Source organism: Pseudomonas sp. GW821-FHT01A09 (assembly GCF_058986725.1).
In genome coordinates this window covers 1-18,093 of the sequence record NZ_JBYSWB010000029.1, presented here as the reverse complement: position 1 = coordinate 18,093, position 18,093 = coordinate 1, and the positions used below count along the sequence as shown (strand labels likewise).

Genomic DNA, 18,093 nt, shown 5'->3' with positions numbered 1-18,093 from the left:
CCCGCGAAGGCGTCAGCACTGGCGCTGGGGCATTTCAGCTCTCCACATCATCCAGGCTATCGACATACCGCAAGCCCTTCTCCGCCAGCCGCGGGCGCATGTTGTAGATGTCCAGGCCGAGCTCGCCAGCAGCCAGGCGCAGGCGTTTTTGCTCTTCAAGGTCGGCACGCTTGCGGCTGGCTTCGATCACCGCCGGCAACTCGGCGCGGCGCACGATCACCACGCCGTCGTCATCCGCCAGTACCACGTCGCCCGGGTTGACCAACTGCCCGGCACAGACGATGGGGATATTCACCGAGCCCAGGGTCTCCTTGATGGTGCCCTGGGCATGCACCGCCCGCGACCACACCGCAAAGCCCATCTCGCGCAGGGTCCGGGTGTCGCGCACGCCGGCGTCGAGCACCAGCCCCTGCACGCCGCGGGCCTTGAGCGAGGTGGCCAGCAGGTCGCCGAAAAAGCCGTCGGTGCACGGCGAGCTGGGCGCCACCACGAGGATGTCCCCCGGCTGGCACTGCTCCACCGCCACATGGAACATCCAGTTATCCCCCGGCGCCACCAGCACGGTGACCGCCGAGCCGCTGAGGGCGAAGTCCTGCTGGATCGGCCGGATCGACGGCGCCAGCAGGCCCTTGCGGCCCTGGGCCTCGTGCACGGTAGCGACGCCGTACTGGGTCAGCTCGGCAATCAAGGCCTTGTCGGCACGCTGAATGTTGCGCACCACCACACCGGTTTTGCCTACGCTGCTCATCCCAGATTCTCCGTCACCCGTGGAAAGATGCTCTGATAGCCCTCGGCGTAGACGATGTTCTTTTTCGCCGTGATGCCGATGTTGCGCTTGGCCTGCACGCCGCGCTGCAGGGCGACGCGGGTGTAGTACTCCCACAGGTGCTCCTGGCCGGCCATGCATTGGATGGCTGCGTACTTCTTGTCCCACACCTCGGTAATGTCCAGCAGCACGTCGGGCTTCCACTCGCACTGCTCGGGCTGGTGCGGCTCGAAGCTGTACACCGGCGGCGCGCCGACGATCTGCTCGCCGGGCTTGTAGCCTTCGGCCTGGGCGATGATGCGCGCCTCCTGAGTCAGGTGAATGGCCAGCGGGTGATCGTAGTTGTAGGGGTCCTTGAGCGAATGGCTGAGGACGAATTCCGGCTGCACGCGGCGGAACACATCGGCCAGGCGGAACAGGGTGTCCTTGTCGGCGCGCATCGGGTAATCGCCGATGTCGAAGAACTCCACAGTGGCGCCGAGGATGTCGGCCGCCGCCTGAGCTTCCTCACGGCGCGCCGCCTTGACGGTGGCTTCGGTCATCTCGGCGCCCTTGCGCCACAGCTTGGCCGACTCGCCGCGCTCGCCGAACGACAGGCAGACGATATGGACGTTGTAGCCTTGAGCGGCGTGCAGGGCGATCGAGCCGCCGGCACGCCAGACGAAATCGGCAGAGTGGGCACTGACCACCAAGGCGGCTTTTGCGGACGGACTGTTCATGCAAAGACTCTCCTGCTTATAGTCGGCCCATGCTGTCATGCGGGTCGGCACCGGAATAATGCGTTCAATTAAGGCTGGTATACTTTTTACTTATCGGCCTCCACTGCCCCCCAGGTAACCGCCCCATGCCCGAGCAGCCCTTGCCCGCACTGATGCAGATCCGCGCCTTCGTGCGCGTGGCCGAACATGGCAGCATTTCCCGCGCCTGCGAGGTGCTGTTGCGGGCGCAATCGGTGATCACCCGAGCCATCCGCGATCTGGAAATCCGCCTCGACGTGCCACTGTTCGAGCGCCACGCCAGCGGCATGCTGCTTAGTGCCTACGGCAAGGCCATCCTGCCGCGAGCGCTGCGAGTGCTGGCCGAGCTCGAGGCGATTCCCGCCCTGCTCGGCCATACCGCCCACGAGCCGCTGTATCTGTTGCAGACGCGGCGCCTGGAAATCTTCGTCAAGCTCTGCGAAACCCGCCACATGCAGACCGTGGCCAAGGCCTTCGGCCTGACGCAGCCGGCCATCAGTGCGGCGCTCAAGGCCCTCGAAGACGGCGCTGGCAAGGGCCTGTTCGAGCGCACTGCACGGGGTTTGCAACCGACCCAGGCCAGCCACGACATCCTCTATCCGATCCGCCGCGCCCTCAACGACCTGCGCCGTATCGACGCCGACGTGGCGGCCATCAAGGGCTCGCTGCAAGGGGTGGTGATGGTCGGCGCGCTGCCGCTGGGGCGCACGCGCATCCTGCCCCAGGCCATCGTGCAGTTGCTCGAACAGCACCCCGGCGTGCGCATCGCCAGCAATGAAAGCCCGTTCAATCTGCTGGCCCTGGAGCTGCGTGCGGGGGATGTGGATTTTGTCTTCGGCGCCCTGCGCGCCAGCGACTACGCCAGCGATCTGCACGGTGAGGAACTGCTGACCGAGGAGATGCTGATACTGGTGCGCCGCGGTCATCCACTGCTGGGGCGCCCCCTGAGTCTGCCGGAGCTGGACGACGCCCGTTGGGTGCTGCCGCGGGCCGATACCCCGGCACGCTTGCTGCTGGAGGCGCACTTTCAGCAGATCGGCAGCCCGGCACCGGAGCCTGTGGTGGAAACCGGCGACATGGCGATCATCCGCGGTTTGCTGATGCGCTCGGACATGCTCGCCGTGGTCTCGGCCCATCAGCTGGAATACGAGATGGCCAGCGGCGAGCTGCAACCCCTGGCCCTGGCGTTGCACGACACCCTGCGCCCGATCGGCCTGATCTACCGCAGCAACGGCCTGCCCTCGCCCGCCGCCGAGGCATTGATGGCGCAGATTCGGCAGGTGGTGCAAACCCTGTAGCGAGGGGGCTTGCCCCCGAAAACCTCGTCTGCACATATCGGTGTCGGCGGTTTTCTTTTCGGGGGCAAGCCCCCTCGCTACAGGGCATGAGATCAGCGCTTACCCGCTACCGAATAGGTCACTTGCTGATTGCGGGTCTTCTGGAACTCTTCCAGGCTCAAGCCCTTCATCGCCGAGTAGATGTGCAGGTTCGACACGCCCACCACGGCCCCGAGTTTCTCCAGCAAGAAGAAGATCGCTCCGTAGCGGATCAGCCCCTGCCAGTCGCGCTCACTGACCAGCCGGCGTTCTTCTTCACTCAATTGATGCTCGTCGAACAGCACCTGCGGGGTCTCGAGAAAGCGCTGGCGCCAGCTTGGCTCGATCAACTGATGCAGAAAGCGATTCAGGCGATAGCCCTTGTGACTGCGCTGCAGATCGAAGGGATACGTGCCCGGCAGCTTGTCGATCCCAGCCAGCTGATGACCGATGTGCTGACGATGACGCTGCAACACGTCCACCGGCACCTCGCGGGCCTGGTTCTCCAGCAGCAAGGTGGCGATGCCGGTCATCGACGGCAGGTAATAGTCCTGATGCAGCTTGACCACATTGGCCGACAAGGCGCCGCGCATGATCAGCCAGGTGATTACCTCCGAGCCCTCCATGCCGCCGAGGGTAGCGTATTCGGCCAAGGTGATGTCGGTCAGGCGCTCGGGATCGTTGACGAACAGATCGAGAAACTGCGCGTCCCATTGCGGATTGTTGAAGCCACAGCGCTCGCCATGCACTTGGTGCGACACGCCACCGGTGGCGACGATGGCAACCTTGAGGTCCTCCGGGTAGCTCTCGATGGCGCGGCGCAGTGCCTGGCCGAGCTTATAGCAGCGCCGCGCGCTGGGGATCGGGAACTGCAGCACGCCCACTTGCAACGGCACCACCTGCACCGGCCAGCCATCCTTGAACGGCATCAGCGCCGACATCGGCGAAAACAGGCCGTGGTCGATGGGCTTGTCGCGGAAGAACGACATGTCGAATTCATCGGCCATCAGGCTCTGGCCGATGTGCCGGGACAGCGCCGCGTGGCCGCCGATGGCCGGCAGGTCGCGCTTGCCGCCGCCCTCGTCGGCCACGTCGTAATGGTCATCCACGCCCAAGGCGAAGGCCGAGTAATGATCGAAAAAGAACGACGTAACATGGTCGTTGAAGATGTAGAACAACACGTCCGGCTGCTGCTCGGCCAGCCACGTCTTGATCGGCTCGAAGCTGGCAAAGATCGGCGCCCAGGCCGCTTCCGATTGTTTATCGTGATCGACCGCGTAGCCGATGGTGGGCGTGTGCGATACGGCGAGGCCGCCGATGATGCGCGCCATGTGAAGGTCTCCCGAACAAATGCAAAAACAACGGCGGCCCCGCAGAGCCGCCAGGAATCAGTGATTGAGCTCTGGCTGCAGCCCAGGGCTGTGCCGCGGCCGCGGGCCGGCCATGATCGCCAGCGCCGCCAGCAGCGCCGGGATCCCCAGCACTGCGAATACCATGTTCATCGGCAGCCCCAGACTCAGCAGCGCACCGCCGGTGAGGGAGCCGAAAATGCCACCGAAGCGACCAATGCCGAGCATCCAGCTGACGCCCGTGGCCCTGAAATCCGTCGGGTACTGGCCCGGCGCGAAGGCGTTGAGGCCAGTCTGCGCGCCGTTCATGCAAAAGCCTGCGGCGAACACCAGCACGCCCAGCGCCGAGGCACCGATCTCGACGAAGCCCAAGGCGAAGATGCACAACGCGCCGCCCACGTAGGCCACGGCGATCGCCGCCTTGGGATTGAAGCGGTCCATGGCGAAGCCCACCAGCAGGATCCCCGCCAGGCCGCCAAACTGGAACATTGCGGTGATCACCGCCGCGCGCTCGAGGCTGACGCCGGCATCCTTGATCAAGGTCGGCATCCAGCCAGTCAGCAGGTAGATCACCAACAGGCCCATGAAATAGGTGCCCCACAGGCTCAGGGTGCGCCAGCGGTATTCGCTGCTGAACAGATGGGAGACCTTGCGCCCCGCCGATTCATGGGCGGCCGGCACACTGACCACGAAGCTCACGGCATCGTCGAACTGCCCGCCCATGCGCTTGAGTACGGCCATGATCCGCGCCCGCGGGAAGCGTCGGTTGATCATCAGATCGACCGACTCGGGCAGGAGAAAATACAGCACCGGCAACAGCGCCAGGGGCAGCACACCACCAACCAGCAACACCGCGTGCCAACCCCACTGCGGGATCATCCACGCCGAGACGAAACCGCCCATGGCCGAGCCCAGGCCGAAGCCCATGAACATCAAGGTGATCAAGCGCCCACGCAAGCGCGCCGGGATATATTCGGACAGCAGCGTGGTGCTGTTGGGCATCGCCGCCCCCAGACCCAGCCCGGTCAGAAAACGCAGCGCGGCCAGCTCCAGCGGAGAGCGCGCGAAGGCGCAGAGCAGGCTGAACAAGCCGAAACAGGCCACCGAGGCCAACAATACGCGGCGCCGCCCGAGGCGATCGGAATAAGGCCCGGACATCAACGCCCCCACCGCCAGCCCGACCATGGCCGACGCCAGGATCGGCCCGAAAGCCGACTTGCTGATGCCCCAGTCGGCGATCACCGCCGGCGCGATAAAGCCCATGATGGCGGCGTCGAAGCCGTCGAAGGTAACGATCAGAAAGCACAAGCCAAGAATCAGCCATTGGTAGCGCGAGACGGATCGGTTATCGATCCAGTGTTTGATGTCCACGGCGGGAGTGTTCATCGATGCGGCCCTTTTATTCGAATTGTGGGACTGCATGGCGCCGTTCAAGGGGCGTTGGCAGGTGGCGCCAGCATAGGCCAGCGCGGCCTGGGATTCGTCTGTGAAATGTTTAAACAGGTATCGCTTTTATTGATCGGCCATACAGCGCATCGACCAGGGCCGACCAATCGAAGGGATCGCTGTACGGCAGACCCTGCTCGGCCATCTGCTCCACCAGGCCCCGCTGGGCCTGCACGATGGCCAGGCTCATGTGCGGATTGACGCCGACATCCGCCACGGTCTTGGCCACCTCTTCCATCTCTTCGGCGCGGCGTCGACCATGTTCGGCCACGCGGCTGATCAAATAGTGGGGCTGGCGCGCATCCCAGCCCATGCCCGGGAAGCTCTTGTGCAGCGAGGCCAGCACGCGCTCTTCGGCGCCGTACTGGCGGGCGGTGGCCAGGCACTCGGTGGTCAGGGCTTCCAGCCCCTTGATCATCACGCTGCGGCACATCTTGATGGCCGAGGCGACGCCGATGCGATCGGCCACCACCTGGATGTTGAAGCCCAGCGGCGTCAGCCAGGCGGCCAGTGATTGTGCTTGCCGGCCCCCTAGCAGGATCGGCGTCTGCAGGCGCTGCGGCGGTACCGGCGCCATCACCGCGGCGTCGACATACTGGCCGCCATTGGCTTCGATGGCGGCGCTGGCAGCCTGCTTGGTGGCCGGCGCTACCGAGTTGATGTCCATGAACAGCTGCTCGGGCTGCAGATGGGCAGCCACCTGCTCGGCGACTTGCAAGGCCGATCCGGCGGTGACTGCGGAGATCACCAACTGCGCGCCCTCGATGGCGGCGGCCGCGCTGTCGCACAGCTCGACCCCGGCAGCACGGGCCTTGCTCTGCAGCGTGGCTTGCGCGAACAGCCGATCGTAGGCACGAACACTCACGCCTTGCGCAACCAGGTCCTGGCCAAGAATGCCACCGGCTTCACCAAAACCGATGAGTGCGACACGTTGCAGGGATGCTGGGGTAGTCATTTGAGGCTCTCCTTGAATACAGGTTGTGAGGCGCCAGGCGCTGGTTCTGCCCGCGCAGCAATACGGCCATCGGGATTACGCAGATAAGCCTCGAAGCGCTCGCGATCGAACAGTTTTTCCCACTTGCAGATCACGATCACCGCCACGCTGTTGCCGATGACATTGGTGGTGGAGGTGGCGATGGCCAGCACCCTGTCGATGCCGAACAACAAGCCCAATGAGCCCAGGGGCACCAGGCGTACCGACTGCAAGGTGGCGGCCAGCTTGATCACGGCGCCGCCCGCCGCGCCCGCGCCGCCCTTGGAGGTCAGCAGCATCACCGCCAGTACGCTGATCTGCTGGCTGAGGGTCAGGCTGGTGTCGGTCGCCTGGGCCAGAAACCCCAGGCCGCAGGCCATGTACAGACAGGCGCCGTCGATGTTGAAGCTGTAGCCGGCCGGGAGCACGAAGCCGACCACGGCCTCGTCGCAACCGGCCTTGGTGAGTTTGTCCACCAACCGCGGAAACGCCGCCTCGCTGGACGCGGTGCCCATGGCGATGATGGCCTCCTCCTTGATGACCCGCAGGATCTTGAAGATCGACAGCCCGGCCAATGCCGCCACGCTGCCCAGCACCAGGAAGATGAAGATCAACGTGCTGGCGTAATAAGTGAGGATGTAGCGCAGCAGGTACAGCAGGGTCTGCGAGCCGAAACTGCCCACCGCGGCCGCCATGGCGCCGAAGGCACCGATGGGCGACAGCCGCATGATGTAGCTGAGCAGCTTGAAGGTCAGGGTCTGGCCCTCGGACAGCAGCTTGAGGCCCAGCCAGTCGGGTTTGGCGCACTGTGCCAGGGCAATGCCCACCAGCACCGAAACGAACAGCACGGGCAAGATGTCACCCTCGACGAAGGCCGAGGCCAGGGTCTTGGGAATGATCGACAGCAAGAAGTGGCCGAGGTCGAAGCTGCCACCGGAGAGCGCCGCGTTGACTGTGGCCGCCTCCCCGGCACTGAGGCTGTCACCGAGGTTGGCGTGCAGGCCCTCGCCAGGGCGGACCAGCGACACCACGGTATAGCCGACGATCATCGCCAGACTGCTGACCACCTCGAAGTACACCAGGGTCTTGATACCGATGCGGCCCAGGCGTCGGAAGTCGCCGATATGGGCGATGCCATGGACCACGGTAAAGAAAATGATCGGGCCCAGGAGCATCTTCAGCAACGCGATGAACGCCGTGCCCAAGGGTTTCATCTGTACGGCGATGGAGGGTGCGGCGAGGCCGAGCACGATAGCCAACGCCATCGCGATCAGCACCTGGATATACAGTTTGCCGAGCAATTTCATGGGGGACGACCTTGTTTTTATTGTCCAGGTCGAGCGTCGCACAGGGTGACGCGCTCAGGGCAATGCGTAACCCTTGCAGGACCATGCCTTTTGTTTATCGGCGCGTCAGTACGGCAGATCCAGGCGGCGTCTGGCACGGTGGATCGAGCCGTTGTGCAGCGCCCAGCGCATGGCGCCCGCCACCGGCTGCGTGGTCGCGCGCACGAGGCTGCGGCGCAGCGGCGAGTGGTGGATACCGAAGAGCTGCGCGGCCCAATCAGGCAACAGATCGACCCCGGCCTGCAGCATCAATGCACCCACTGGCCGCGCCAACCGGCTCGGCGCCGGCGCATTGCGCAGCAGGCGCAATACCTCAAGGCTGCGTTCATCGCACAGCAGTTGCCCGCGCATGCCCTCGATATAGGCGGCGATCGCGCGGGCATCGGTGGGTACCTGCTCAGCGCCGAGGCGCTGGGCGATCAGCGCGGTTTCGGCGTAGTAGCGATCCTGCTCGGCGAGGGATAACTGCGGGTTGAGATAGCGCAAATGCGCGGCCATGAAGCTGTGCACTTCGGCCACGTGCACCCAGGTCAGCAGGGCCGGATCGCTGGCCGCGTAGGGTCGGCCATCCGCCGCGGTGCCGACGACTTTTTCATGCAGGGTGCGGACCTTGTCGATCAGCCAGTCGGCGTCCTTGCGTGCGGCGAAGGTGGTGCCGGCGATGAACTGCCCGGTGCGGCGCAGGCGGCCGGTCATGTCGTCACGAAAGTTGGAGTGATCCCACACCCCGGCAAGCGCCAGCGGGTGGAGCATCTGCAGGAGCAAAGCGGTGATGCCGCCGATGAGCATGCATGGAAAGTCGCCGTGCACCTGCCAACACACGGCATCAGGGCCATAGAGGCCCGGGTCGCCCTTGGGCTGTTCGAAATCGATCTGCCCCAGCGCCAGGCCGGTCATGCTGAGCATTTGTGCTTCGATGCGGCGGCGCAGGTATTCCATAGGGTTTCAGCTTTCCATCGGCGCCGCCTCGGCGGCCGTGGCGCGCGCCAGGCCCAGCACCAGCAACAGGGTCAAAAGGGCAAAACCGGCCATGGTGGCGGTCATGCCGAGTATACCCAGCGGCGGCAGCAACAGGCTCACCAACAAACTGGCGAGGGCGCCGGCGAACATCTGGATCGAGGTCAGCAGCCCACCGGTGACCCCGGCCAGCGCCGGCAGCGGCTCCAGTGCGCCCTGGGCGGCGCAGGGTGCAAGGATGCCGAAGGCCGCAGTTGCCAGCACCAGGCACGGCATCAAGGTCGCCAGGGTGGCGGTTGCAGTCAGCGACATCACCACCGCCGCACCGGTGACCAACACCGCCAGGATCACCCCCCACTGAATCAGCCGCTGCGCCGCCACACCGCGCTGGCCCAGCCAGCCGCTGAGGCTCGCACCGGCGACGATGCCGGCGCCGGTGCAGGCGAACAGGATCGAATAGAGGGAGCTGCTGGCGTGCAGATGCTCGATCAGCACCACCGGCGAACCGGCCACATAACCGAACATCCAGCCGAACGCCAGGGCGTTGATCAGCAGATGGTCGCGTACCGAGCGATGGCTCAGGGCCTGGCGGTAATCCTCGATCAGGCTGGCGGCCTTGGCTTGATTTGGCTGAGGCCGAGCGGTCTCTTCAAGCCCGAGCCAGGCCATCACCAGCAGCAGTACGCCGCTCACGGCATTGATCGCGTAGATGGCGCGCCAGCCCATGGCTGCCAGGACTACCACGCCCAGGGCCGGGGCGACGATGGGCGCCATGTTCGCCACCACAGTGATCACCGCCAGCCGCGACTGCGCCACGCGCCCTTCGAAGCTGTCGCGCACCATGGCCATGGCCAGCGTCATCCCCGCACCCGCACCCAGGCCTTGCAGCAAGCGCGCGATCAGCAGCACGGTCATGTTCGGCGCCAGGGTCGCCAGCACGCCGCCGAGGGCGAACAGCACCAGGCCGATGACCAGCAGCGGCCGACGGCCATGGCGATCGGACAGCGGCCCGTAAAAGAACGGGCTCAGGGCAAAACCAGCCATGAACAGGCTCAGGGTCATCCCCGCCAGCGACTGAGTCGAATGCAGCGCAGCGCCGATGCGGGTCAGGGCTGGCAATGCCATGTCGGTAGCGATGGGCGGCAATGCAGCCAACGCCCCCAGGAACACCGCGAATGTCACTCCTGCCCTGCTCATCTTCATCGGGTTACGCCTTTCACAGTCAAAAAAGGCCGCTGGGGCGGCCAAAGCGGTCAGTTTATCGGGATAAAAACCGCAGCATCGGTCAGGGACTTCAGTTTACCGGCCATATGTGCGCGCGACCCTCTAATCCGCAGCTGCCAAGAATGGTACGACAACCGATGTCCATTCAGTCAATAATGCCCGCCGTGCATTCAAGGAGCCCAGCGCCGTGGCCGTCCCGCAAGTCATCCTGCCGATTTTCCTGCTGATCATCCTCGGCTACTTCCTCGCCCGCCGCGGCCCGCTCAAACCCGAGATCAACAAGGGCTTGAGCAGCATCACCTTCTCGTTGTTCATGCCCATGGTGCTCTTCACCGGCATGGCCAACGCGCCGCTGCACGACGGCTTGAATGTGACGCTGCTGGCCGCGTACTTCATCCCGGCCTTGCTGATTTTCGCGCTGGTCAACGGCGTCGCCCACTACTTCGTCGGCCACCCCACGCCCTATGGCCTGACCGCTGCCTTCGGCAACAACGCGCTGATCGGCATCCCGCTGGTGGCCGGGCTGTTCGGCAGTGGCGGGCTGGTGATGCTGTTCACCGTGCTGGCGGTGCACAGCCTGCTGCTGTTCAGCTTCCAGAGCCTGTACAACAGCTTCGCCGGCAACGAACCGTTCAAGGTCAGCACCCTGGTCGCCAGCCTTGCCAACCCGATGATCATCGGCTTGCTCGCGGGTGTGGCGCTGAACCTCAGCGACCTGCATCTGCCAGGCCCCTTGATGCAGCTGGCGCAGTGGCTGGCCCAGGCCGCCCTGCCCTGCGCGCTGATCGTGCTCGGCGCGAACCTGGCGGGGTTTCGGCTCAGGCCCAGCGTCGAGGCGTTGGGTATGACTGTCGCCAAGCTGGTGATCATGCCGTTGCTGGTGATCCTGGCGTGCCGGTTTTTCGGGATTGACGGCATGGCGCGCGGAGTGCTGGTGCTGATGGCGGCGAATCCGTGCGGGGTGAATACACTGGGTTTTTCGCGGACGCTGGAAGATAGCCAGAAGGCCAGTTCGGCGATTTGTCTGACGACGGTGTTGTCGGCGGGGACGCTGCCGGTGTGGATGTGGGTGAATGGGGTGGTGGGGTAATTAACTTGATACGGCGCTACGGCGCAGATCATCCAGCCAATCCAGCGCTTGCTCTTTTCGGTCTTCGGCAGAGCTTTTGTCTTTGAGGAAACGGTCCAGAACCCGACGCGTCATCAGTTGCCCCAATGGCCCTTGAGCAATCAATTCAGGGTAGCGATCCAAGTCGCCCAGGCGCATCAAGCGGCTGTCACCCTCTTGCGGATCGCGATAGCACGCCACCACATCGGCCAATGCGCTATCTGGCAACGCGTCAAGAAGGGCCGGGTTATGAGAGGTGAGCAGCACGCGCAGATGGTTCTGCGCAGCGATAGCATGAAGCTGGCTGACCAATGTCTGCGCTCGGCTTGGATGAACACCGTTATCTATCTCTTCGATGATCACCAGCGCCCCGGCAGGTGCGGTCAGCAGGGCTGCGCCGATGGCCAGAACGCGCAAGGTACCCTCCGACAACAGCGGCGCATCCACTACCCTGTCTTTCAGACCGAAAGACTCGACCAGCCTCACCATCACGTCGTTACGGTCAGTCTTGATGAACTGAATATCGGTGATGTCCTGCTCGGGCAGCGATTTGATGAACGCCAGCAGTCGCGCTTTGCGCTCGGGGATTTGGGAGATCTGGAAGAGCACCGCCGACAGGTTGCTGCCGTCTTCCTTGATGAGGTTGTCCTTCACATAGGCGTAATCACGCATCAATGCGGGACGTGGATCGAGGAACACGACATTACGCAAGGCTTCACGTATCGCTTTGGTAACCGCTGGAATCACTCGTTGTGCATCATCGTGCCCGGATTCGAATCGGCCCGGCGTTTCAAGTTGATAGAAAATCGCTTGGCGGTTCGAACAGGGGATGTGGGGGTTGATCCGGCCTGGCTTGAAGCTGTTGTAGGCCACGCTTATCTCTTCGGAGTTGGCGGTGGGCACACTGTCGACCTGATACAGCGCCACTGCCTCTGTGGCCTTGACCACACTTTCCGCCGTTACCACCAGTTGATCGGACACGAGCCCGATCGACATTTCGAAGTCGCCCCAATCCTGCGGCATATCACCGAAACGTACGCCTAGCCCGAAACCGGCGAGCGGGTCCCTGAACAGGTCGCTGGCTTGACCGCGCACCACTGCGTCGCCACTTTGAATCGACCGAGTGATATCGTCCAGGCGGCTTCCTTTGGCCAACCAGTTAAGGATTCGAATCGCCTCCAGCACATTGCTCTTTCCCGATGCATTGGCACCGATCAGAAAGGTCATGCCGGACAACGGCAAGCTCGCCGATTCGTAGCTCTTGAAGTTCTTCAGTTCAATCGAAATCAGCATATTCATGATGCTCGTGTGGGCGTCAGCACTCAATTTCGACATGGTAAGGCAATAACCAGCAAGCCGCATCGCTTGAAACCGCGAAGGGTCTCGGCGATGCGGCTGGAACCGCTGAATTATGGAAGCGAGTGCTCTAAGTTAGCGATCAACGAGTCGACCACGGCCTTGGCCGCTGCTAGCGAATTCATCGCGCTGAACGCGCTGTCACCCTGTAATGGCTCCGCCCCCAGCGCCGCCCGGAGCAAGGGTGCTTTCAACAGGCTCAGCAGCTCGGACACGCTTTCCATGGCATCGGCGATGGGGATATCGGGGTTTACGGTGAACAGTAGGCGGTGGTTTTGGGCGTCGCCGGTGGGATGGAAGCCGTGGCCGGAAGCGGTGGTGGCTCGGGCCAGATTGTTTTCGGGAGTGTTCATGGGTTCAGCTCCGTTTGCAGTATTGAAACTGACACCCTCGTCGCCAAACGAATGGGTGACAGCTGTACGCAGGTTGGCGAACCGGGGCAAACGGAGCCCGGCAGACCCGAAAGTCTCCCGCGCACAGCCGTCATAGCACACAGCTACAGGACGCGATGATGCGCCTGCTGGTGTGTTGAGGCGCAATGCGCCGTTTGCTGTTCGGGTCGCCAAACCCGGTCGCCGGGTGATCGGCAACGGGGAGCGACGATACTGGTTGAGGGGCTTGGGTGCAATATTGGCCAAGTGGCATCTGCCGAGAGATGACTTGGACATGCGATCCGTTTTTGGTTATCGAGGTAACTTCACCAAAAGTGAAGCCAGTGAAGTTGCTATCAGTGGCTCGCTATGGTCCAGGTCTGACGATGACTGTCTGCGCCGCGAGTCGGCAGCTAGTAGGGGCTGGATGTGGCTGCCAGTCCTGATATTTGCCTTCGGCCCCGCGTTTCGTAACAAACGGGCATCCTCCAATTGACGGCCTAATGGGTCGGTCCCTGCTATCCGAGCAATGTCGCTTTCAAGACCTAGCACCTGAAGCACCGACAGGTAAGCGCCAATGGTCACGCCAGCTCCGCCTGACTCCAATGACCGCAATGTCATCACTGACATCCCGGCGCGCTCGGCCACTGTCTTTGCCGTGAATCGTCGACGCAATCGTGCGAGTTTCAAGCGCTCCCCTAAGCCGTGCAACAACCGCTCGGTTTTTGGAAGCAGTGGAGCTGTTTTTCTTGCCATTGCGAGCACCTGTAAATCCGATTCAATCAACTCTCGACAGCCCAAGTGCAATTATTACGACGTTCTTCATCATCAAGCGCCAGAATAATTGCACTTTCATACGCCTTTCAGAACCGCTGTGCGACCCAGTCGCCCATCGCTTTGTCCTCCAGTGCATAGGCTCCTCTGCTGGCCTTCCAGACCAATTCCTTCTCTCGCAGCGCATCGATGCAGGCCTGAATCGTCTGCGTCCCCGGCGTCAGATCGCTACCCATCGCCTCCAGACGCCGAGTCACCGCCAACAGTGTCTCATCGCCGAAGGGGGCAAATGGCCGGTTGTCACGGGAACAGAGCGCCATGACTTCCAGCACCGCTCTTTGCGGCAGCGTAAGAGTGTTATAGGCACTTTCGTACTCGAGCCAGGCGCCCGCGCGCATGAGTAGTGCCTGACTATGCAACAACTCACCGAGCTGACTGGCTTCCCCCAATTCAAGCGCGACGACGCTGATCAGGCTACGGAGCATTTCGGGGCGGCGCCCCACCAGATCGAATGCGGCATCGACATCCGCGGCATCGAACTGATTGGTAGCTGCCAGGCGCTGGTTGAGGTGAAGGGTGTAGGCCTGCGTGAAGTCTTTAGCCAGCAGCGGGAAGGGCGTGATGTTCGAGCCATAGAATGGTTGACTGCGGGCAAGTACCAGGTGAGCCAGCTTGTCGCGGTTCGAGCCGGTGAATACCAGATGCAAACCGGGGCTTTCACGTCCTTGATTAAGCGCGTCGCGAGCGGCCTTGAGGCTGAACATGGCCGTGCACCCCGCTTCGGTCGACAGAGCATGCTGCGCCTCATCGATAACCAACACCAATGTCTTGCCGCTGACGGTATGGAGCAACTGCAGAGCATGGGTAAGCGTGGCACCTTGCGGCAATTGCGGTCGGCTGAAATCCCAGGAGAAGGTACGCAGAAAGTTAAGTTTTTCTACGCCTGCGGACTTCGCCAACTTGCGGAGTCCTTTCTCAAATGGGATCAGTGCGGCGGTCAGATCACGAGTGATCAAGTCGGCAGGATCGGCATTGCGATCCGCCCATAGATCCACGTATACCGCCAGCCAGCCGCGCTGGACGCATTCAGGGATCAAATCTTCGCGCAAGAAAGTACTCTTGCCCGTGCGCCGTGGAGCGGCGAGAAACAGCCCGGAGGTGTAATCATGCAGGCCGTACCCTTGCAAACCGTCAGCGATGCTGGCTGCGAGGGCAGGACGTCGAAAAGCGAGATGGTGAGGCGTCTGGCTCATGATCTATACCTTTTTATATCAATTACTATAATTTATATCTTTAAGTATAATTCAGTATATTCACTGGTCAATGGAATAGGGAAAAGCTTCCCGTGATGCTCTGCGCCTGCCCGGTCCCTGACCAGCGAGCGCCGGCGTTTGATGTCGATTAGTAAAATCACCGTGCAAAAACCGGCTAACAGGCGTATACCACCGACGCAAATGCATCTGTTTCGCAAACGCTAACGGTAACCGCTATGCCCGCCACCTCCCCCGCTCCAGCCGAATCCCCCTACACCCCTGCGCGCAAATGCCTGCACTGGCTGTCGGCATTGATCATTCTATGGGCGACGTTCAGTGGGTTCGGCGTCGGGCTGCTGGCGCCCGAGGACCCGGTGCGGGTGTGGGTCGAAAATCTCAACCCGCAGCTGACCAGCCTGTTCATCCCGTTTTTCCTGGCGCGGTTGTGGCTGTATCTGCGCGATCGGGATACCGAAGTGCATAATCGGGTGGCGGCGTGGGTGCATGGGTTGCTGTATCTGATGATCTTCAGCGTGCTGCTCAGCGGCGTGCTGATGATGACGCATCCGGTGACCATGCTGTCGCTGGTGACCTTTCCTCAGTTGATCCATTCCACGCTGGTGCTGGAGCGTATTCACGAGGCGCACCATGTGCTGTGTGCGTTGCTGGCCCTGCTGGTGGCGATGCACCTCGGGGCGGTGGCGATGCATGCGCTGCGTGGGCAGTCGGTGTTGCATAGGATGCGCTGAGTGCCTGCAAGGATCTTTTGCGACTCGACGGGCCTCTTCGCGAGCAGAGCTAGCTCCCACAGGGGTGATGTATCCGAGCCGATGCATTTGGTGTCCATACGTAACAACCTGGACACCCCTCGTCCGAAATCTTCGCCACACGTCGCCCGCCCGTGAAACCTTTGCCATCAGTTAGTGTCACAAGGCCATCACCCTGTTAATCTAGCGCAAAGCCTCTGCAGTGCACCATTTGAAGGCCATACCCATGCACAGTCTCGATACTGCCGAACAACAACGCCTGGCGGCTGTGCATGCGCTGCAATGGCTGGAAACCGCTCATAACGAGGATTTCCAGCGTATCTGCCGTTTGGCGGCAGCCTATTTCAAAGTGCCGACCGTGCTGGTCTCGTTGGTGGAGCAGGACCGCCAGTGGTTCGCTGCACGCATCGGCTTCGGTCCCAGCGAAACGCCGATCAACCAGTCGTTCTGTGCGCTGACCATCCGCCAGAACGGCGTGATGCAGGTGCCCGACGCCCAGCAGGACGCGCGGTTCTGCAAAAACGCGCTGGTCACCGCCCCCGAAGGCATCCGCTTTTACGCTGGCGCCTCGCTGCGCACCCGCTCGGGCTACAACATCGGCAGCCTGTGCATCATCGACAAGTTTCCCCACGAGCTGGCCCCCGGCGACAGTCTGGTGCTGCAGGACATGGCCGAAATGGTCATGGCGCAGATCGAACAACGGCAAATGCTCGACACTCGCGACCCGGTCAGCGGCCTGCCCAACCTGCGGCAATTCCTGACCGACACCCGTGGCCTGCATCTCGATCCCCGGGCACCGGCGCGGCTGATGATGCTGATCGAGGCGGTGGACAATCAGTGGCAGCCCGACGACGGCGCCGATGACAATTTCACTGCACTGCGCTCCGGGGCCAAGCGCGTCAGCGACAAGCTGGCGCATATCCTCGAGGGCGTGGCGTGCCTGTATCAGCTCAGCGAGCAGCAGTTCTGCCTGATGCTCACCTGTCACCCCGACCGCCATCAGGAACTGACCCGGGCGCTGGTGGAGATGATCACCCAGCCCTTCCCCACCCAGGATTTCCCCTTGGCGCCGTGCACGCGCATCGGCGTCGCCTGCTGCCTGGACGGCAGCCAATCGGTGGGCAATCTGCTGCGCAAGGCCATCCATGCCGCCAGCGCCGCCGAGCGCGCGCGCAGCCGCTGGCAGGCCTACGACGAGAGCCGCGCGCACATCCATCGACGCGCGTTCAGCCTGGTCAACGATTTCAGCGCGGCCATGGAGGGCGGCGGCATGTACCTGGAATTCCAGCCGCGCTTCAACCTGCAGGATGGCCGTCAGCTCGGTGCCGAGGCGCTACTGCGCTGGCGTCATCAGCACTTCGGGCCGGTGTCGCCGGCCGAGTTCATCCCGCTGATCGAACGCGCCGGGCAGATCAACCATGTCACCCGCTGGGTCATCGATCGCTCGCTGGCCGCGGTCGCGCAATGGGCCCATGACGACAGCAAGGTATCGATCAATCTGTCGGCGCTGGACTTCCAAGGCATGGACATCGCGCAGACACTGAGCCGAGCCTGCAAAGTCCATGGGGTGCCCGCCGAGCGCATCGAGGTGGAAATCACCGAGGGCGAGTGGATACGTGAAGCGCCGAATGTGATCGGACAGTTGCAGCGGATTCGGGCGCTCGGGGTGGATGTCGCCATCGACGATTTCGGCACCGGCTACAGCAACTTCGCTTACTTGCGAGATATCCCGGCCAATGTGCTGAAGCTCGACCAATCGATCATCACCGACCTGGAAAACAAACCGCGCAACCGCGTCATTGCCCGCTCGGTGCTGCAACTGGCCCGGGAGCTGGGGTATCGGACCGTGGCTGAAGGGATCGAAACGTTCAAGAGCTTGAGCCTGGTGAAGTCCTATGGCTGCCATGAAGCGCAGGGGTATTTCTTGAGTCGACCGTTGCCGGCGGAGCGGCTGATGCGCGGGTATGCCGAGGGTAACGAGAAGGATTTCCCGCTGATTGCCTGCGGCTAAAATTCAATGAATGCCTGAAGCCAACCCTGTAGCGAGGGAGCTTGCTCCCGATTCGGTGTGTCAGCCACCACATCCAGTACTGACACACCCTATCGGGAGCAAGCCCCCTCGCTACAGGGGAGATGTTCGGGTCGGCGATTCATCAGGGTTTCAGCAACTGCATCTGCAGGCGAAAGCATTTCCCCTAGATCGCCAGGCCCAACCCTGTGGTGAGAGGGCTTGCTCCCGATGCGGGGTGTCAGCCACCTCATCCAGCACTGATACACCCTATCGGGGGCAAGCCCCCTCGCTACATGGCACATGTTCGGGTCGGCGATCATCAGGGTTTCAGCAATTGCA

At 62.7% G+C, this 18,093-nt stretch carries 16 protein-coding genes; 4 read left to right on the top strand and 12 right to left on the bottom strand.

What is annotated here, in order from left to right; translation table 11 throughout:
- Positions 1 to 34: 34 nt before the first annotated feature.
- Both AC3WJP_RS24370 and galB read right to left on the bottom strand, forming a co-directional pair.
- Positions 35 to 748 (bottom strand): 4-carboxy-4-hydroxy-2-oxoadipate aldolase/oxaloacetate decarboxylase, encoded by a 714-nt coding sequence (locus AC3WJP_RS24370; protein ID WP_493723423.1) that lies wholly within the window; start codon positions 746 to 748, stop codon positions 35 to 37.
- Positions 745 to 1,485 carry a 4-oxalmesaconate hydratase gene (gene galB / locus AC3WJP_RS24365; protein ID WP_493723424.1) on the bottom strand — a complete coding sequence of 247 codons (741 nt, stop codon included), beginning with the start codon at positions 1,483 to 1,485 and terminating at the stop codon, positions 745 to 747. Before galB ends, AC3WJP_RS24370 begins: the two co-directional genes overlap by 4 nt.
- A gap of 125 nt (positions 1,486 to 1,610) precedes the next feature.
- Here galB and AC3WJP_RS24360 point away from each other — a divergent pair, with 125 nt between their 5' ends.
- The gene (locus AC3WJP_RS24360) at positions 1,611 to 2,801 is read left to right on the top strand and encodes a LysR family transcriptional regulator (protein ID WP_493723425.1); all 1,191 of its coding nucleotides are present in this window, start codon (positions 1,611 to 1,613) and stop codon (positions 2,799 to 2,801) included.
- A 92-nt stretch (positions 2,802 to 2,893) separates the two neighbouring features.
- Here AC3WJP_RS24360 and AC3WJP_RS24355 read toward each other — a convergent pair whose 3' ends face one another.
- The 6 genes from AC3WJP_RS24355 to AC3WJP_RS24330 all read right to left on the bottom strand — a co-directional run bounded on the left by AC3WJP_RS24355 (position 2,894) and on the right by AC3WJP_RS24330 (position 10,093).
- The gene (locus AC3WJP_RS24355; protein ID WP_493723426.1) at positions 2,894 to 4,150 is read right to left on the bottom strand and encodes a gallate dioxygenase; all 1,257 of its coding nucleotides are present in this window, start codon (positions 4,148 to 4,150) and stop codon (positions 2,894 to 2,896) included.
- Positions 4,151 to 4,207: 57 nt separating this feature from the next.
- Complete coding sequence (locus tag AC3WJP_RS24350) at positions 4,208 to 5,554, bottom strand: MFS transporter (protein WP_493723427.1); 1,347 nt, start codon at positions 5,552 to 5,554, stop codon at positions 4,208 to 4,210.
- A 109-nt stretch (positions 5,555 to 5,663) separates the two neighbouring features.
- Positions 5,664 to 6,569, bottom strand: a complete 906-nt coding sequence (locus AC3WJP_RS24345) for an NAD(P)-dependent oxidoreductase (protein ID WP_493723428.1) — start codon at positions 6,567 to 6,569, stop codon at positions 5,664 to 5,666.
- Entirely contained in the window at positions 6,566 to 7,894 is a 1,329-nt protein-coding gene (locus AC3WJP_RS24340) for a cation:dicarboxylate symporter family transporter (protein WP_493723429.1), read from the bottom strand. The genes AC3WJP_RS24345 and AC3WJP_RS24340 overlap by 4 nt, the downstream gene beginning before the upstream one ends.
- Before the next feature lie 105 nt (positions 7,895 to 7,999).
- Entirely contained in the window at positions 8,000 to 8,872 is an 873-nt protein-coding gene (locus tag AC3WJP_RS24335) for an oxygenase MpaB family protein (RefSeq protein WP_493723430.1), read from the bottom strand.
- Positions 8,873 to 8,878: 6 nt separating this feature from the next.
- Complete coding sequence (locus AC3WJP_RS24330) at positions 8,879 to 10,093, bottom strand: multidrug effflux MFS transporter (protein ID WP_493723431.1); 1,215 nt, start codon at positions 10,091 to 10,093, stop codon at positions 8,879 to 8,881.
- A 208-nt stretch (positions 10,094 to 10,301) separates the two neighbouring features.
- On the opposite strand from AC3WJP_RS24330, the gene AC3WJP_RS24325 reads away from it, so the two are divergent.
- Positions 10,302 to 11,204, top strand: coding sequence for an AEC family transporter (locus AC3WJP_RS24325; RefSeq protein WP_493723432.1), 903 nt, complete (start codon positions 10,302 to 10,304; stop codon positions 11,202 to 11,204).
- On the opposite strand, the gene AC3WJP_RS24320 is transcribed toward AC3WJP_RS24325, so the two are convergent.
- From AC3WJP_RS24320 to AC3WJP_RS24305, 4 genes are all read right to left on the bottom strand, one after another.
- On the bottom strand, positions 11,205 to 12,515 hold the full coding sequence (locus AC3WJP_RS24320) for an AAA family ATPase (protein ID WP_493723439.1): 1,311 nt from the start codon (positions 12,513 to 12,515) through the stop codon (positions 11,205 to 11,207). It abuts the gene before it with no gap.
- 116 nt (positions 12,516 to 12,631) lie between these two features.
- A complete protein-coding gene (locus tag AC3WJP_RS24315; RefSeq protein ID WP_493723433.1) occupies positions 12,632 to 12,931 on the bottom strand; it encodes a DUF3077 domain-containing protein in 300 nt (99 codons plus the stop codon).
- 330 nt (positions 12,932 to 13,261) lie between these two features.
- The gene (locus AC3WJP_RS24310) at positions 13,262 to 13,705 is read right to left on the bottom strand and encodes a helix-turn-helix domain-containing protein (protein WP_493723434.1); all 444 of its coding nucleotides are present in this window, start codon (positions 13,703 to 13,705) and stop codon (positions 13,262 to 13,264) included.
- Between the two features lie 107 nt (positions 13,706 to 13,812).
- Positions 13,813 to 14,976, bottom strand: coding sequence for an ATP-binding protein (locus AC3WJP_RS24305; protein WP_493723435.1), 1,164 nt, complete (start codon positions 14,974 to 14,976; stop codon positions 13,813 to 13,815).
- A 236-nt stretch (positions 14,977 to 15,212) separates the two neighbouring features.
- Between AC3WJP_RS24305 and AC3WJP_RS24300 the strand changes: the two genes are divergently transcribed.
- Together AC3WJP_RS24300 and AC3WJP_RS24295 are read left to right on the top strand one after the other, a co-directional pair.
- On the top strand, positions 15,213 to 15,725 hold the full coding sequence (locus AC3WJP_RS24300; protein ID WP_493723436.1) for a cytochrome b: 513 nt from the start codon (positions 15,213 to 15,215) through the stop codon (positions 15,723 to 15,725).
- A gap of 244 nt (positions 15,726 to 15,969) precedes the next feature.
- The gene (locus AC3WJP_RS24295) at positions 15,970 to 17,754 is read left to right on the top strand and encodes a bifunctional diguanylate cyclase/phosphodiesterase (RefSeq protein ID WP_493723437.1); all 1,785 of its coding nucleotides are present in this window, start codon (positions 15,970 to 15,972) and stop codon (positions 17,752 to 17,754) included.
- Positions 17,755 to 18,093 lie beyond the last annotated feature (339 nt).

Bases quoted from the DNA above. Each gene is read 5' to 3' on its own strand.
- AC3WJP_RS24300 (WP_493723436.1), top strand. From the start codon at position 15,213: ATGCCCGCCACCTCCCCCGCTCCAGCCGAATCCCCCTACACCCCTGCG.
- AC3WJP_RS24355 (WP_493723426.1), bottom strand. From the start codon at position 4,150: ATGGCGCGCATCATCGGCGGCCTCGCCGTATCGCACACGCCCACCATC.
- AC3WJP_RS24310 (WP_493723434.1), bottom strand. From the start codon at position 13,705: ATGGCAAGAAAAACAGCTCCACTGCTTCCAAAAACCGAGCGGTTGTTG.
- AC3WJP_RS24320 (WP_493723439.1), bottom strand. From the start codon at position 12,515: ATGCTGATTTCGATTGAACTGAAGAACTTCAAGAGCTACGAATCGGCG.
- AC3WJP_RS24340 (WP_493723429.1), bottom strand. From the start codon at position 7,894: ATGAAATTGCTCGGCAAACTGTATATCCAGGTGCTGATCGCGATGGCG.
- AC3WJP_RS24305 (WP_493723435.1), bottom strand. From the start codon at position 14,976: ATGAGCCAGACGCCTCACCATCTCGCTTTTCGACGTCCTGCCCTCGCA.
- AC3WJP_RS24295 (WP_493723437.1), top strand. From the start codon at position 15,970: ATGCACAGTCTCGATACTGCCGAACAACAACGCCTGGCGGCTGTGCAT.
- AC3WJP_RS24335 (WP_493723430.1), bottom strand. From the start codon at position 8,872: ATGGAATACCTGCGCCGCCGCATCGAAGCACAAATGCTCAGCATGACC.
- galB (WP_493723424.1), bottom strand. From the start codon at position 1,485: ATGAACAGTCCGTCCGCAAAAGCCGCCTTGGTGGTCAGTGCCCACTCT.
- AC3WJP_RS24330 (WP_493723431.1), bottom strand. From the start codon at position 10,093: ATGAAGATGAGCAGGGCAGGAGTGACATTCGCGGTGTTCCTGGGGGCG.
- AC3WJP_RS24370 (WP_493723423.1), bottom strand. From the start codon at position 748: ATGAGCAGCGTAGGCAAAACCGGTGTGGTGGTGCGCAACATTCAGCGT.
- AC3WJP_RS24350 (WP_493723427.1), bottom strand. From the start codon at position 5,554: ATGAACACTCCCGCCGTGGACATCAAACACTGGATCGATAACCGATCC.
- AC3WJP_RS24360 (WP_493723425.1), top strand. From the start codon at position 1,611: ATGCCCGAGCAGCCCTTGCCCGCACTGATGCAGATCCGCGCCTTCGTG.
- AC3WJP_RS24345 (WP_493723428.1), bottom strand. From the start codon at position 6,569: ATGACTACCCCAGCATCCCTGCAACGTGTCGCACTCATCGGTTTTGGT.
- AC3WJP_RS24315 (WP_493723433.1), bottom strand. From the start codon at position 12,931: ATGAACACTCCCGAAAACAATCTGGCCCGAGCCACCACCGCTTCCGGC.